At 66.1% G+C, this 14,011-nt stretch carries 11 protein-coding genes; 4 read left to right on the top strand and 7 right to left on the bottom strand.

All coding sequences use genetic code 11. The annotated features are described in order from the left end of the window. Window positions 1-9 precede the first annotated feature (9 nt). Window positions 10-594, bottom strand: coding sequence for a flavodoxin family protein (locus BerOc1_RS06345; protein WP_071544887.1), 585 nt, complete (start codon window positions 592-594; stop codon window positions 10-12). A gap of 117 nt (window positions 595-711) precedes the next feature. Between BerOc1_RS06345 and BerOc1_RS06340 the strand changes: the two genes are divergently transcribed. Continuing rightward, a complete protein-coding gene (locus tag BerOc1_RS06340; RefSeq protein ID WP_071544886.1) occupies window positions 712-1,563 on the top strand; it encodes a LysR family transcriptional regulator in 852 nt (283 codons plus the stop codon). 40 nt (window positions 1,564-1,603) lie between these two features. On the opposite strand, the gene BerOc1_RS06335 is transcribed toward BerOc1_RS06340, so the two are convergent. Continuing rightward, window positions 1,604-2,398: an MlaA family lipoprotein gene (locus BerOc1_RS06335; protein WP_084641175.1), complete on the bottom strand. Its 795-nt coding sequence runs from the start codon at window positions 2,396-2,398 to the stop codon at window positions 1,604-1,606. Next, complete coding sequence (locus BerOc1_RS06330; protein WP_071544885.1) at window positions 2,395-3,663, bottom strand: alpha/beta fold hydrolase family protein; 1,269 nt, start codon at window positions 3,661-3,663, stop codon at window positions 2,395-2,397. Before BerOc1_RS06330 ends, BerOc1_RS06335 begins: the two co-directional genes overlap by 4 nt. Before the next feature lie 251 nt (window positions 3,664-3,914). On the opposite strand from BerOc1_RS06330, the gene BerOc1_RS06325 reads away from it, so the two are divergent. Together BerOc1_RS06325 and BerOc1_RS06320 are read left to right on the top strand one after the other, a co-directional pair. Beyond that, window positions 3,915-4,379, top strand: a complete 465-nt coding sequence (locus tag BerOc1_RS06325; RefSeq protein ID WP_071544884.1) for a (2Fe-2S)-binding protein — start codon at window positions 3,915-3,917, stop codon at window positions 4,377-4,379. Beyond that, complete coding sequence (locus BerOc1_RS06320; protein WP_071544883.1) at window positions 4,376-6,517, top strand: xanthine dehydrogenase family protein molybdopterin-binding subunit; 2,142 nt, start codon at window positions 4,376-4,378, stop codon at window positions 6,515-6,517. The genes BerOc1_RS06325 and BerOc1_RS06320 overlap by 4 nt, the downstream gene beginning before the upstream one ends. Before the next feature lie 417 nt (window positions 6,518-6,934). On the opposite strand, the gene BerOc1_RS06315 is transcribed toward BerOc1_RS06320, so the two are convergent. From BerOc1_RS06315 to BerOc1_RS06305, 3 genes are all read right to left on the bottom strand, one after another. Further along, window positions 6,935-8,959 carry a molybdopterin-containing oxidoreductase family protein gene (locus BerOc1_RS06315; RefSeq protein ID WP_165610794.1) on the bottom strand — a complete coding sequence of 675 codons (2,025 nt, stop codon included), beginning with the start codon at window positions 8,957-8,959 and terminating at the stop codon, window positions 6,935-6,937. 128 nt (window positions 8,960-9,087) lie between these two features. Then, window positions 9,088-9,555: an RES family NAD+ phosphorylase gene (locus BerOc1_RS06310; RefSeq protein ID WP_071544882.1), complete on the bottom strand. Its 468-nt coding sequence runs from the start codon at window positions 9,553-9,555 to the stop codon at window positions 9,088-9,090. After that, complete coding sequence (locus BerOc1_RS06305) at window positions 9,555-10,142, bottom strand: Xre family toxin-antitoxin system antitoxin (protein ID WP_071544881.1); 588 nt, start codon at window positions 10,140-10,142, stop codon at window positions 9,555-9,557. Before BerOc1_RS06305 ends, BerOc1_RS06310 begins: the two co-directional genes overlap by 1 nt. Window positions 10,143-10,342: 200 nt before the next feature. Here BerOc1_RS06305 and BerOc1_RS06300 point away from each other — a divergent pair, with 200 nt between their 5' ends. After that, window positions 10,343-13,018 carry a cobyric acid synthase gene (locus BerOc1_RS06300; RefSeq protein ID WP_071544880.1) on the top strand — a complete coding sequence of 892 codons (2,676 nt, stop codon included), beginning with the start codon at window positions 10,343-10,345 and terminating at the stop codon, window positions 13,016-13,018. Here BerOc1_RS06300 and BerOc1_RS06295 read toward each other — a convergent pair. Next, on the bottom strand, window positions 13,015-13,965 hold the full coding sequence (locus tag BerOc1_RS06295; protein WP_071544879.1) for a GGDEF domain-containing protein: 951 nt from the start codon (window positions 13,963-13,965) through the stop codon (window positions 13,015-13,017). The genes BerOc1_RS06300 and BerOc1_RS06295 overlap by 4 nt on opposite strands. Window positions 13,966-14,011: the final 46 nt, after the last annotated feature.

The following is a 14,011-nucleotide window of genomic DNA, read 5'->3' as shown; positions in this document are numbered from 1 at the left end:
GCGGCGGGGCTAGGCCCGGGCCGGGAGGGCCTGTTCAAGGACATGCCTGGCGAACTCCGTTCCCCTGGCCTTGGTCTCGGCGGTCATGTCGCCGGGCTCCAGGCATTCGCCTATGTGCAGTTCTCCGACAAGCCGGGCCTGCAAGGCCGCGGCCGTCTTGCGGAAGGCCTTGAAGACAAGCTCGTTGTTCTCGTAAATCCCCCCGCCGGTCGCCAGCAGGGCGAACCCCTTCCCCCGGACGAGGGATGTCTGCTCCGGCTCCCCGTACCGCGTGATGAGTGAATTGGTCCGGTCCACCAACGCCTTGAGTTGGGCGGTCATGCCCCAGTAATATACTGGTGTCGCGAACAGGATCACATCCGCCCCGATCATGCTTTCCAGGGTTTCGATCGCATCGTCCCGCTGTACGCATGCGATCCGGTCGGAAGCCGTCCTGCATTTGTTGCACCCGAGGCATCCCCTGATCCGCTGGCGGGCGACGTGAATCCGGCGCACGCAGTGTCCCTGCTCCCTGAATTCCGATTCCGCCTTTTCCAATATCGTGGCCGTATTCCCCCTGGCTCTGGGGCTGCCGAGCAACGTCAGTATGTCCATTTTCGCTCCTTGTCGTTTCGCGGTTGGTGGTGATGGAGATTGACGGCAACGCTAAGCCCGCATAAATGATATGTGAAATGAATTGTTTTCTTTAAAACGATGAATAGGACTCATTGAATGCAGTTGCCGACCGAATACTTGCGGACCTTCCTGGCCGTGGCCGCCACCCGGAGTTTCACCAAGGCGGGCGAGCAGGTGAACCGCTCGCAATCGGCCGTGAGCGTGCAGATCAGACGGCTCGAGGACGAGGTGGGCCGCCCATTGTTCGTGCGGAGCGGGAAGACGGCCAGACTCACCCCGGACGGGAAGCTGTTGATCACCCATGCGCGGGATATCGTGCAGCGGCATGACGCCGCCGTGCTGGCGCTCTCGGACGCGCGGCCGGAGGGGGTTGTCCGATTCGGTTCGCCCGAACACTACACCACGGGGCTATTGCCGAGACTGCTTGCCGGATTCGCGCAGGACAATCCGGGCGTGTTCGTGGAGGTGCACTGCCGCACGAGCGACGTGGTCAAAAAGGGGCTGGACGAGGGGAAGCTGGATATCGGCCTGTGCACAGACGACTATGAGGGCGGGCAGGTGATTTGCCGGGACAGGCTGGTTTGGGCGGCACGCCCCGGCTTTGACCTGAACCGGGTTCTCCCCCTGGCGGTGGAGGAAGGGTGCCTTTTCCATGAATGGGCGCAGCGGGCGTTGGCGGATGCCGGGCGCGCCTACCGGATCGTCTACGTGAGCAGGGGGCTGTCCGGCGTTCTTGACGCGGCCCGCGCGGGGCTGGCGATAACGCCGGCCATCGGACGCACCTTGCCGCACGACCTGGCGGCCTATGACGTACAGCACGGCTTGCCCGCGCTGCCGCCGTCAAGCGTCGTTCTGCATGTCGGGGGCAAAGCCGCATCCGAACACGTCGCCCGCTTCAGGGAGCATCTTGTCACCGCCTTTCACGAAGAGGACGAATCTTCGCGGTAAGCGGAAGGCGGTGGACGGAAGCGCCCGCGTATCGTTCGGTCTACCGCTGGATGTCCAGCTCCCGTTTCTTGGTGTAGATGAAGCGGACCATCTCGTACTCAAAGGGCGAGCCGGTGGAGTGGTAGCTGAAGGCGGTGTTGGCGCGGATGTTCAGGCCGCGCAGGACCAGATCGGCCAGGTCCAGGGGGCGGCTGTCGTCCATGCCCGCGGCCAGGTAGATCATCTCCATCTCCACGTACAGGACCAGGATGTCGCCGCCGAAGCCCACGGTGTCGCGCACGTTGGACGGGCCCATGACCGGCATGACGAAGTACGGTCCCGGGCCGAGGCCCCAGTAGCCCAGGGTCTGGCCCACGTCCTCGTTCTGGCGCGGGAGCTTCTCGTTGCGCGAGGCCAGGTCGCGCACGCCGAGCAGGCCGAAGGTGGAGTTGATCAAAAAGCGCGAGAACGAGATGGCCACCTTCTTGAAACGGCCCTGGAGCAGGCTGTTGAACGCGGTGGGCAGCTCGTTGAGGTTGGCGAAGAAGTTCTTCACTCCGGAGCGGACCGGGGCCGGGAGCACGAGCCGGTAGGCGTTGGCCGCCGGGAGCATGACGTACTTGTCCAGGGTGGCGTTGATCTCGTACAGGTTGCGGTTCATGGGCTCCCACGGGTCATAGATGTCCAGGAAGCGCAGGGACTGCGAGTCGGCCTGGGGCCAGTGGTGCGTCGTGGCCCGGAACCCGGTGGGCGCGAGCCCGGCCTGCGGGTCGGTCACGTCCACCACCTTGGGGCCGCACCCGCCAAGGAGCAGCAGGGCCAGCACGGCCGCGACGAGCAGGGGACGCACGCTCACGGCCGCACCAAATCCTTCATCGCCCGGACGAACGCCGGGTGCATCATGTTCCCGCAGTGCCCGCCGTGCTCGAAGAGGTGCGCCCGGTCGCCGAAGACCGTCTCCAGGAAACGCAGGTCCTGCGCATCCAGGATGACGTCGTCCCTGGTCCCGACCACCTCGACCTTGTCCGCCTTTTCAAGCCAGTCCCGGATGGACTCCAGGCTGGACCGCCAGAGCGCCCCGGCCCGGGTGACGGTCGGGTCGTTGTAGCGCAGGTAGGGCAGCAGGTACTCGTCCAGGTAGCCCTGAAACGGGATGTCGAAGGCCTGTCGGGCGTAGGGCAGCAGCGGACTGGACGTCTCGAGCGGGTAGTGGCTCGGCGGGACCAGGTACTCGGCCCGCAGGCAGACGTCGGAACTGAAGATCATGGACGCGGACGAGACCCTGAACGCGGCTCCGATCAAGGTCTTGAGATCGCGCTCGTCCAGGTGGAAGTCCGTGATCATGTCGTACATGAAATCGTCGTCCAGGTCGGTCACCTCGGCGTGCAGGTAATAGTCGGAAAAGCGGTCGATGAACTTTTCGATCTCCTGGTGCACCGTGGTCCGCCCCAGATTCTCCCCGGTCACCCAGGAGTCCAGGCGGGTCACCGAGCGGTACAGGGACACGGGCGGGTTGATCATCAGCACGTGCTTGAAGCCGAACTCGTGCGTCTCGTCGTCCCGCTTGGCCAGAAAGGCCGCGTGCAGCCCGCCCAGGCTGTACCCGGCCACGCTGTATCCGGTGATCTCGCACTCCTTGGCCAGCTCCTCGCGGACCCAGCCCATGACCCGGTCCAGGTCGGCCACATCAAAGGGCACGTAGCCCGGCACCCGGTGTTCCGAGGCGCTGATGACGAAGTTCATGTGCGTGGGCGAGGACAGGGCGGCCACGTGATAGCCCGCCTCGTGAAAGACCTGGGTCAGGAAGGCCATCTTGCCCGAATTGTGTTCCGCGCCCGTGCCCGCGATGACGAACATGAGCGGGGCCGGGTGGTTCTGCAGGGCGGTGGTGAAGAACATGTCCCGGCTGTAGGAGAAGACCTCGGGCACCTGGCGGCCCTCGATGCGGATGGCCCGGACGTCCGGGCGGACCGGATCCTCGAACCGGTAGCGTAGCTTGGCGGGCGTGCCCAGCACCGTGGCCCGGTACGGGTCCGCGAAGGGATAGGGCAGATCCTCCGCCGCCGGGACGGCCGCGGGCAGGAGCAGCAGGAAAAGGATGATGACTAGAGCCGTTCGCATGGTCTCTCGGGTAAAAAAACAACCGGTTCGGGCCAAAAATGCTCGACCTTACTAGCCCGAGGCGGGAGGAAAAGCAACGAAATCGAGCGATACTCCTGGTTCTCGACGGATTTCGACAACCTAGAGGGGATAGGTGATTATTTGCTCCGCAGATGCTGCCAGAACGGACACAATGTGTTATGTAGGCGGTAATCGGAATGTCCGGGCGTCCTGGCGCTCCATCCCCAACCCGTCAAACCACCGGAGGGAACATGATTGTCATCAACGTCAACGGCAAGGATCATCGGGTCGACGTGGACCCCGACACCCCGCTGCTGTGGGTCCTGCGCGACGACATCGGCGTGACCAGCGTCAAATACGGCTGCGGCGAGGGCATGTGCGGCGTCTGCACCGTGCTCATCGACGGCGCGGCCGAGCGGTCCTGCGTGACCCCGGTCTCCAGCGTGGGCGAGAGCAAGGTGGTGACCATCGAGGGGCTGCCCGAGGACCACCCCGTGAAACAGGCCTGGATCGAGCACCAGGTGCCCCAGTGCGGCTACTGCCAGCCCGGCATGATGCTGCAGGCCGTGGACGTGCTGTCGGGCGGCAAGGCCATGTCCGACGCGGACCTGGCCACGGCCATGGACGACTTCACTTGCCGCTGCGGCACCCATCCCAGGGTCCTTCCGGCCATGAAGCAGGCCGCGCAAACCATGAAGAAGGGGGGCAAGTCATGACCAAGGAAATGACCCGGCGCCGATTCCTGCAAAAGGGCTGCCTGGCCCTGGCCGTTGTGGCCGTGCCCGGCGGCATGACCCTCGTCAATCTTTCCCCGGCCGTTGCCGCGGACACGACCTTCAAGCCCCACGCCTTTCTGGAGATAGCCCCGGACGGCGGGATCACCGTGTGGGTCGGCCAGACCAACCTGGGCCAGGGCACGCATACCTGCATCGCCATGATCGTGGCCGACGAGCTGGACGCGGACTGGAGCAGGGTGGGCGTGCGCATGGCCCTGGCCGCCGACGTGTTCAAGGACCCGGTCTGGGGCGTCCAGCTGACAGCCGGGAGCACCAGCATCCGGCGCCGCTGGGACCTGTTGCGCTCCGTGGGCGCGGCGGCCCGGCTCATGCTGATCCGCGCGGCAGCCGAACAATGGGGCGTGGACCCGGCCCGCTGCAAGGCCGAATCCAGCCGGGTGACCGGCCCGGACGGGCGCAGCCTGGGCTACGGCGAGTTGGTCGGCGCGGCCGCGAAGCAGCCGGTCCCGGACAAGCCGCCGCTCAAGGCGCGCGAGGACTATTCCATCATGGGCACCTACCGGCAGCGGCTGGACATGGTCGACAAGGTCCAGGGGACCGCCAAATTCGGCCTGGACGTCAAGGTCCCGGACATGCTCATCGCGGTCATGGACCGCCCGCCGCGCTACGGGGCCAAGCCCCTGTCCTATGACGAGAAGGCGGCCATGGCGGTCAAGGGCGTGGAAAAGGTCCTGCGCCAGGACGACAAGATCGCCGTGTTCGCGGCCAACACCTACGCCGCGCTCAAGGGGCGCGAGGCCCTGGCCACCCAGTGGTCCAAGGGGGCCGTGCCCGAGTTGAGCGACGACTACATCGCCGATCTCTTCAAGCGCAAGATGGCCGGGCCAGGCGCCATAAAGAGCCGGGGCGACGCGGACAAGGCCCTGGCCGGGTCCGCGACGACCATCGAGGCCGTCTACTCCGTGCCGTTCATGGCCCATGCCCAGCTCGAACCGTCCAACTGCACGGCCTTTGTCGAAAAGGACCGCTGCCGCATCTGGGTCCCGATCCAGGGCCAGACCGCCTCGGTCATGGCCGCGGCCGAGGTCACCGGACTGCCCCAGGACAAGATCGAGCTGATGACCACCTATTGCGGCGGCGGGTTCGGCAGGCGCATCGAGTCCGACGTGGTCGCCGAGACCGTGGCCCTGTCCAAGGCCGTGTCCAGGCCGGTCAAGCTCATGTGGACCCGCGAGGACGAGTTCGGCGACGACGTCTACCGCCCGGCCAGCGTCTGCCGGACCCGGGGCGGGCTGGACGCCAAGGGCAATCTCACGGCCCTGCGGCACAAGATCGCCTCCCCCTCCATTCTGTCCCGGGTGCAGCCCGACGCGGTCAAGGACGGCATGGACTCCTCGTCCATCCAGGGGCTCGACGACATGCCCTACAAGCTCGACAACCTCCTCGTCGACTACGCGCTCGTGGACCTGCCCATGCGCGTCGGCTGGCTGCGCTCCATCGCCTATTCCAACAACGTCTTCCCCGTGGAATCCTTCATGGACGAACTGGCCCACAAGGCGGGCCGCGACCCGGTCGAGTTCCGGCTGTCCATGCTCGAACCCGGCTCCCGCGCCCACAAGGCCCTGAGCCTGCTGGCGGAGAAGTCCGGTTGGAGCACCCCGGCTCCGGAAGGCGTGGGGCGCGGCGTGGCTATGACCGAGTGCTTCGAAACCGTGGTCGCGCACATGGCCGAGGTGACGGTGGACCGCAGTTCCGGCGCGGTCACCGTGCAGCGCATCGTCGGCGTGGTGGACAGCGGCATCTCGGTCAATCCGGACGCGCTCACGGCCCAGATGGAGGGCGGCGCGGTCATGGGCCTGTCCATGACCTTCAGCGAGGCCATGCGCTTTGCCGATGGCGGCGCGCAGACCGAGAACTACAGCGGCTACCCCATCCTGAGCATGACCCAGGTGCCCAAGATGGAGTTCCACCTGGCCGACAGCGGGGCCAAGGCGGGCGGCATCGGCGAACCGAGCGTCCCCTCCGTGCCCCCGGCCGTGGCCAACGCCATCTTCAACGCCACCGGCGTCCGCCTCCGCGACCTCCCCCTGGACACCTCCAAGCTGAAAAAGGCCTAGCCAGGCTCAATCTGAGGATAATCAAAAAGCCGCCCACGGGCGGCTTTTTGATTGCCTCCGGCGGCCGGGGGAAGGGGGAAAGGAAACCCTTTGAAAAGGGCTTTCCTTTCCCCCTTCCCCGGACCCCCATCCCCTTTTCCTTCCTAAACTTTTCTTATCCGCTTCGCGGCGAGAGCACCAAATGGCCCCCGGCTCATACTCGAGTCAGGGGCCGATACTTCTTTATCCCTATGGAGCGATTCGGGTGCGCAGTACCCTACAGCGGCTCTCTCCCCGCGCTAGCACAAGGCTTTCGAGAGTGGTGCAGCTGTGCATTTTCTTCCGGGGGGCTTTCACCGCAGCGTAGCCGTCTACGTGAGGATTGGCGCGGCCGGAAAAAATGTGCAGATGGCCCGCTATCGGAAGCCGCCCCCCCCTCTAGCCGACAGGCTCAACCTCCACTTTGTTGCAGTGGAAGGCGCAGGTGTTGCCCATGTCGGTCAGCCTTTGGCTGGTCAGTTGGTTGGAGCCCTCACCGGGCTTTTGGTTGGGCCAGTGCAGCCCCTCGGCCACGAGCAGGTCCGGGCGGGTGTCCTCGGTGACCTCGGCCCGGGCGGTGTTCTGGCCGCGCCCGTTGAACACGCGCACGGTCATGCCCTGGGCGATGCCCCGCGCGGACGCGGTGTCGGGATGGATGAGCACCCGGGGGCCGCCGGTCCGTTCGCGGATGGACTCGACCTCGTTGAAGGCGGAGTTGAGCAACAGGGGATGAGGCGGGGTGAGGTATTCGAGCGGGTAGGCGTCGCCGCCCTCGGGGTCGCGCACCGGGGTGCCGTCGGGCAGGGGATCGAGACCCTGGTCGGCCATGGCCTGGGAAAAGAACTCGACCTTGCCGGACGGGGTCTTGAAGCCCTCGGCAAAGGGGTTGGCCGGGATGTTCAACCGGACCGGTTCGCCCCGGCGCAGGGCGTCGAGGTCCACGCCTTTAAGATACGGGGAACCGGCGGACTCGGCCAGGACGCGCTCGATGCACTGCTCTTCGGTCAGGGAGAAGACCTCCTCGGTGAAGCCCAACCGCTTGGCCAAGCCCTGGAAGATGTCCAGGGTGGACCGGCTGTCGCCCACGGGCTCGATGGCGGGCCGTCCGATCTGGACGTAGTTGTGGCCGTAGCAGCGGTACAGGTCGCCCGTCTCGAGAAAGCTTGCCCCGGGCAGGATGACGTCCGCGAACTTGGCGGTGTCGGTCATGTACATCTCCTGGACCACGGTGAACAGATCCTCGCGGGCCAGCCCGGCCATGACCTGGGCGGACTGCGGGGCCACGGCCGCCGGGTTGGACAGGTAGTTGTAGAGCAGCTTGACCGGCGGATCGGCCAGCTCGGTCAGGGCGTGGCCCAGGTGGACCATGTTCACGGTGCGCGTGCCCGCCGGGCGCAGGTCGTCGCGGATCAGGGACGGGGCCGTGCCGGGCGCGCCGCCCAGCGAACGGGTGATGCCCCCGCCGGGCTTGGCAAAGGCGTTGACCAGGGCCGGGAGCAGGCAGAGGGTCCGCATGGCCATGCCGCCCGCCAGCTGCCGGGCCGGTCCCCATCCCGTGCGGATGTACGGGGCGCGGGCCGTGCCATAGGCGCGGGCGAACTCGACGATTTCGGCCTCGGACAGGCCGCAGACCTCGGCGGCGCGGGACGGCGGCCACTCTCCCGCGCGCTCCTTGAGTTGGTCGAAGCCGATGGTCTGCGCCGCGATGAAACCGTGATCGATCATATCCTCTTCGATGAGCACGTGCATGACGGCCAGGGCCAGGGCCGCGTCCGTGCCGGGCCGGAGCATGAGGTGGACGTCCGCCTCGCGGGCCGTGTGGTTGCGGTAGGGATCGATGACCACGATCTTCGCGCCGTCCTTGCGGGCCTTGGTGAAGTGCGGCCAGGCGTGGACGTTGGTGACCAGGGTGTTGCTGCCCCAGATGACGATGAGGTCGGCCCCGGCCGCCTCCTGAATCTCGGTGCTCGGCCCGGAGCCGAGGGAGGCGTTGAATCCGGCGATGGCCGCCGCGCTGCATATGGTGTAGTCGAGGCGGCTCGCGCCGAGCTTGTTGAAGAAGGCGTGGCCCGCGAAGCGGTGGACCACACCCATGTGCCCGGCATAGGAATAGGGCAGGACGGCTTCGGGCCCGAATTCGTCGGCCACGCGCCGGATGTTGGCGGCCACCTCGTCCAGGGCCTCGTCCCAGGTGATCGGCGCGAACTCGCCGCTCCCCTTGGGCCCGGTGCGCTTAAGCGGCGTGGTCAGCCGCGCCGCGCCGTGCACGTGTTCCGGGAACCGCGCCCCCTTCTTGCAGATGAACCCCTGGGTGTAGGGGTGTTCCGGGTCGCCCTTGACCTTGGTGATTGTCCCGTCCTCGACCTTGACCAGCAGCCCGCAGGTGTCCGGGCAGTCCTTGGTGCACACCGCACGCTTCCACATGATGCTATCCGCCTTGGCATTAAGTAATGTCATGAACCGCGCCCCGCCGAACAAGGGTGACAAGGCGCCAGCGCAGGGTCGCACAAACCCGGGGTGATTGCCAATCGGATTTGCGAATGATCGGATGCCTACTTGCGTCCCGCGAACAGGCGGGGATCGAAATGAATAGGCAGGGGGGGAAGGGGATTGACGGCTTTGAAGCCGGGATGCCCCGGGTTCAGAAGCAGGTTGTTTTCCATGGGGACGACGGCGCTCGGTACGAGCAGGCCAACGCTGTCCGCCGCATCGAGCCAGGCGTCACCCAGTCTCTTGCACTCCGCATTTTCCGGAGACTTCCAATCTTCGGGCAGCAGCGAGAGGTCCAGGGGAATCACGAGTTCGTCCGGCACGTCGACCTCCATGATGCTGAAGGGCAACAACGTGAGGTCGGTGCCGGGCATGTGGACCAGGATTTCAAGGTGGCAAAGGGCTATGTTCGTCCCGGTGTAGGTGACCGGTTTCCCTTTGGAGTTCCAGCGCCCTCCGGCCCTTCTGGCCCCCTCGCCATCAAGGCAGGTCGCCACACGCCTGGTCTGGACGATGCGGAAAGCCCGCATCAGGAGAAGACCCCATTCTCAAGCCGATCGATCAGGTCGAGCACGAACTGCGCTCCCGGTTCGGTGTCGGAATAGGAAATGGGCGATTCCCCGTTGAGCACGGGCAGCGGCGTCTTGATCCATTGCTGCATGGCCATGACATTCCCGTCAAAGAGGTCCAAGGCCGCGCTGGTGAGCTTTTGCAATCGGAAAAGGCGGTCGCTCTTCTCCGGGGACAACCTCTTTTTTTCCTTGAGATTCCGTTGCAAAGTGCGCGTCGAAAGACCGAGTTTTTCCGTCAGGTCTCGCTGCGTCAGGCCGGTCAACTGTGTCGTGAAGTCGACTTCCTCCGGCAGGAAACCCTTTCTGATGTAGCCCTGGATCGTCGAGGGAGTCTTTTCGTGTAAACGCAACAAGGCGGATTCATGAGTGAAAATCGCCTGGCACTCCAGCCACGTACGAATGGCTTCCTCCCGTATGGAAGGGCTGCCGCTCCCCGCGTCCGTGGCCCCGTGAAACTGTTCATTCGCGTTTGGAACGCAGTCCACGTTGAAGGCCCCAGGGATATTCCTTTCCCCAATGTTGTTCTTGTCTCTTGCGGCAGGCATCGCTCTCTCCTGTCGGTTGGACCGCAACTTGCGCCGCGGGGATATATGTGATGCGTCACTTGTCATAAAGATAGCGACAAATGTCGCATAGTCAAGTTTTTCATCCCCCGCCACCCCGAAGTGGACACCCGCACGCTTTGCGCGTATTCCACGAAAAGTCTCGAATTTCTCTACAGTTGATGCGCTGATATCGGGGGCACATGGATAAGCAGAATCTTTTCGCGGGGATACCCGAGGTCTTGGACGAACGGAAGTTCGCCCATGGGGGGAACCGCAGGCGCATGGCCGAAACAGCCGGGTGCGCGGTGGAGGATATCCTCGACTTTTCGGCCAACGTGAACCCGCTGGGGCCGCCGCCGTGGCTCGGCCAGGTGGTCGGCCAGGCGTTGCAGGAGGTGGACGCCTACCCGGACCCGGAGTGCACCCGGTTGATCATGGCCGCGTCCGAGCGCTACAAGGTCTGGCCCACCCAGGTCACGGCGGGCAACGGCGCGTCCGAGCTGCTCTTCGCCATCGCCGGGCTCAAGGGGTTCCGCCGGGCGGTCATCCCCTCGCCCACCTACGTGGACTACGCCCGGTCCTGCCGGGTCCACCGTCTGCCCGTGGTCGAGCCGCCGCTGACCGACGATTTCACGGTGGATTTCCCGTCCATGGGCACGCTCCTGGCCACGCCCTCCCTGGTCTTTCTGTGCTCGCCCAACAACCCCACCGGTACCGTGGTGTCGGCCAACGACCTGCGCGAGGTGGCGGCCATGTTCCCCCAGTCCACCTTTGTGGTGGACGAGTCCTTTGCCGAATTTCTGCCCGAAGACGCGGACCGGCTGACCCGCGACCGGCCGTCCAACGTGATCACCGTCCTGTCCCTGACCAAGTCCTACGCCATCCCAGGTCTGCGCTTGGGGCTGGCCTTCGCCGATCCGGACGTGATCCTGCGCATCCGCCAGAACATGGCCGCCTGGTCCGTGAACACCCTGGCCCAGAAGGTGGGCGAGCGCTGCCTGAAGGACGACGCCTACCTGGCCGAGACCCGCGAGCAGACCCGGCTTCTGCGCGAATCCCTGGCCTCGGGCCTCAGGCAGGTCCCGGGCATCAAGGTCCTGCCCGGCGCGGCCAACTACCTGCTCTGCCGCATGGACCGCGTGGGCCGGGACGCGATCTTTCTGCAGGAGCGGCTGCTCATGGAGCACCGCATAGGCATCCGGCTGTGCGGCAACTACACCGGCCTGGACGACAAGTGGTTTCGGGTGGCCGTGCGCGGCCGCGAGGACAACGAGCGCCTCATCCGGGCCATGGAGGAGGTGGCGGGCACGGCGCGCGGTCCGGTGGTCCGGCGCACGCGCAAAACCCCGGCCCTGATGATCCAGGGGACCAGTTCCAACGCGGGCAAGTCCGTGCTGGCGGCGGCCTTCTGCCGGATCATGCTCCAGGACGGGTTCGACGTGGCCCCGTTCAAGGCCCAGAACATGTCGCTCAACTCCTACGTCACGGACCAGGGCGGCGAGATGGGCCGCGCCCAGGTGACCCAGGCCATGGCCTGCCGCCTGAATCCGGACGTGCGCATGAACCCGGTGCTGCTCAAGCCCGGGTCGGACACCGGCTCCCAGGTCATCGTCATGGGGCGGCCGGTGGGCAACATGAACGTGCGCGAGTACGTGGAGTTCAAGCCGCGCGCCTTCGACGCGGTCAAGGCGGCCTACGACTCCCTGGCCAACGAGCACGACGTCATGGTCCTGGAAGGGGCGGGCAGCCCGGCCGAGGTCAACCTCAAGCACCACGACATCGTCAACATGGCCATGGCCGAGTACGCCAAGGCCCGGGTCCTGCTCACCGGCGACATCGACCGGGGCGGGGTCTTCGCCTCCATCGTCGGGACCATGAGCCTGCTCACGCCGAAGGAGCGCAACCTGGTGGAGGGGTACGTCATCAACCGCTTCCGGGGCGACGCCTCGCTGCTTGACCCGGCCTTCGGCCAGATGTTCGAGCGCACGGGCAAGCCGGTGCTCGGCACCGTGCCGTACATCCACGGCCTGGGGCTGCCCGAGGAGGACTCGGTCTCGTTCAAGGAGGGCTTCCGGCCCGAGGCGGACAAGCTGCCCGAGGACCAGTGCGTGGACGTGGTCGTCCTGGACCTGCCGCGCATCTCGAATTTCAACGACATCGACCCGCTGTACAACGAGCCGGACGTGCGCGTGCGCGTGGCGGCCGACGCCCGCGACGTGGGCACGCCGGACGCGGTGATCATCCCGGGCTCCAAGTCCACGGTGCCGGACATGCGCGCCCTCAAGGGCACGGGCATGGCCGCGGTCCTGCGCGGGCTGGCCGAGGGCCGCACCCGCATCGTCGGCATCTGCGGCGGGTTCCAGATGCTCGGCCGCATCGTGGACGATCCCTACGGGCTGGAGTCCGAAACCACCCGGGTGGAGGGCTTCGACCTCCTACCGGTCCAGACCACCCTGGCCCCGGAAAAGACCCTGACCCGCACGTTTGGCACGCACTCTGCCTCGGGCCGCAGCGTGCATGGCTATGAAATCCATCACGGCCGCACCGAGCCGTTGTCCGACGACCTGCGCGTGGCCCTGCGCGACAGCGCGGGCGAGCCGCTCGGCTACATGCGCCCGGACGGGCGGGTGCTCGGCACCTACCTGCACGGGCTGTTCGACGCGGACGCGTTCCGCCGCTGGTTCATCGACCAGTTGCGCATGGACAAGGGGTTGTCGCCGCTGGAGACCGTCCAGTCCACCTTCGGTCTGGAGGACGCCCTGGACCACCTGGCCTCGGTGGTCCGCGAGGCCGTGGACATGGACGCGGTCTACCGCGCGCTGGGGCTGTCGGGCTGCTGCGCCCAGGCCCCGCTGTTCAGGCGCATGGGCGGCTAGGGGGCGTCGGCCGTTCGCGCGGCCATGGTGCAGGTGTTCCTGCCCTTGTTCTTGGAGACGTACATGGCCTGATCCGCCTTCTGGATCAGGAGATCGGCGGACGCCCCGTGCTCCGGATACACGGACACGCCCACGCTGGCGCCTATGGTCGCCGGGCCTTCCCTGAGGGTAATGGGCGCGCGCAGGGCCGAGACGAGCTTCTCGCCCACCAGGACCGCGTCGCCCACGTTGGTTATCTCGTTGAGCATGACGATGAACTCGTCGCCGCCCAGCCGGGCAACGGTGTCGGACCGGCGCACCGAGCCGGTCAGCAGCGCGCCGACCCGCTTGAGCAGTTCGTCGCCCGCCTCGTGCCCCAGTGTGTCATTGACCTCCTTGAAGCCGTCCAGCTCGATGTGCAGCAGGGCCAGTCTGCGCTCGTATCGGGCGGACAGGTTCATGGATTCGTTCAGCCGGTCATAAAAGAGCTCGCGGTTGGGCAGTCCTGTCAGGGCGTCGAACATGGCCACCTCGAAGAGTTCGCCCTCGAACTGTCTGCGCCGGGCCACGGCCAGGGCCAGGTGCCACGCGCCGAAAGCGACCAGCGCGAGAAGCACGGCTCCGCCCGCGAACAGCTTGAGGAGCAGGGCGTCGTTGCCGCTGTCCGGGATATTGGGAACGCCTCCCGTGGCCTGAGCTCGCAAGGCCGGAAAGCGGCCCGCGCCGTCCGGAAAGGAGCCGGAACCTAGGGCCGCTTGCCGCTGATAGAGGGATTTGCCCTCCATGGTTCCGAATCCGGTCAGGTATTGCCCGCCATCGAGCTGTCGCGCAATGGCGCTTCCCGCCGTGAGCAGGGGGCTCATGGTCAGGGCGAGAATGATGAAGATGGGCAGGCCGGCACGGACGGCCTGACGGTTGCCCGTGGACGTCTTGACGAAGACGGTTTGATTTTTCCGTTTGAAAAACATGGATCGGTCCCCCCTGGCGCGAGCCTCGTTTCCCCGTCGCGCGGCG

Origin of the sequence: Pseudodesulfovibrio hydrargyri, from assembly GCF_001874525.1 — a bacterium.
GTDB classification, from domain to species: domain Bacteria; phylum Desulfobacterota; class Desulfovibrionia; order Desulfovibrionales; family Desulfovibrionaceae; genus Pseudodesulfovibrio; species Pseudodesulfovibrio hydrargyri.
This window is presented reverse-complemented; position numbering and strand designations above follow the sequence as displayed.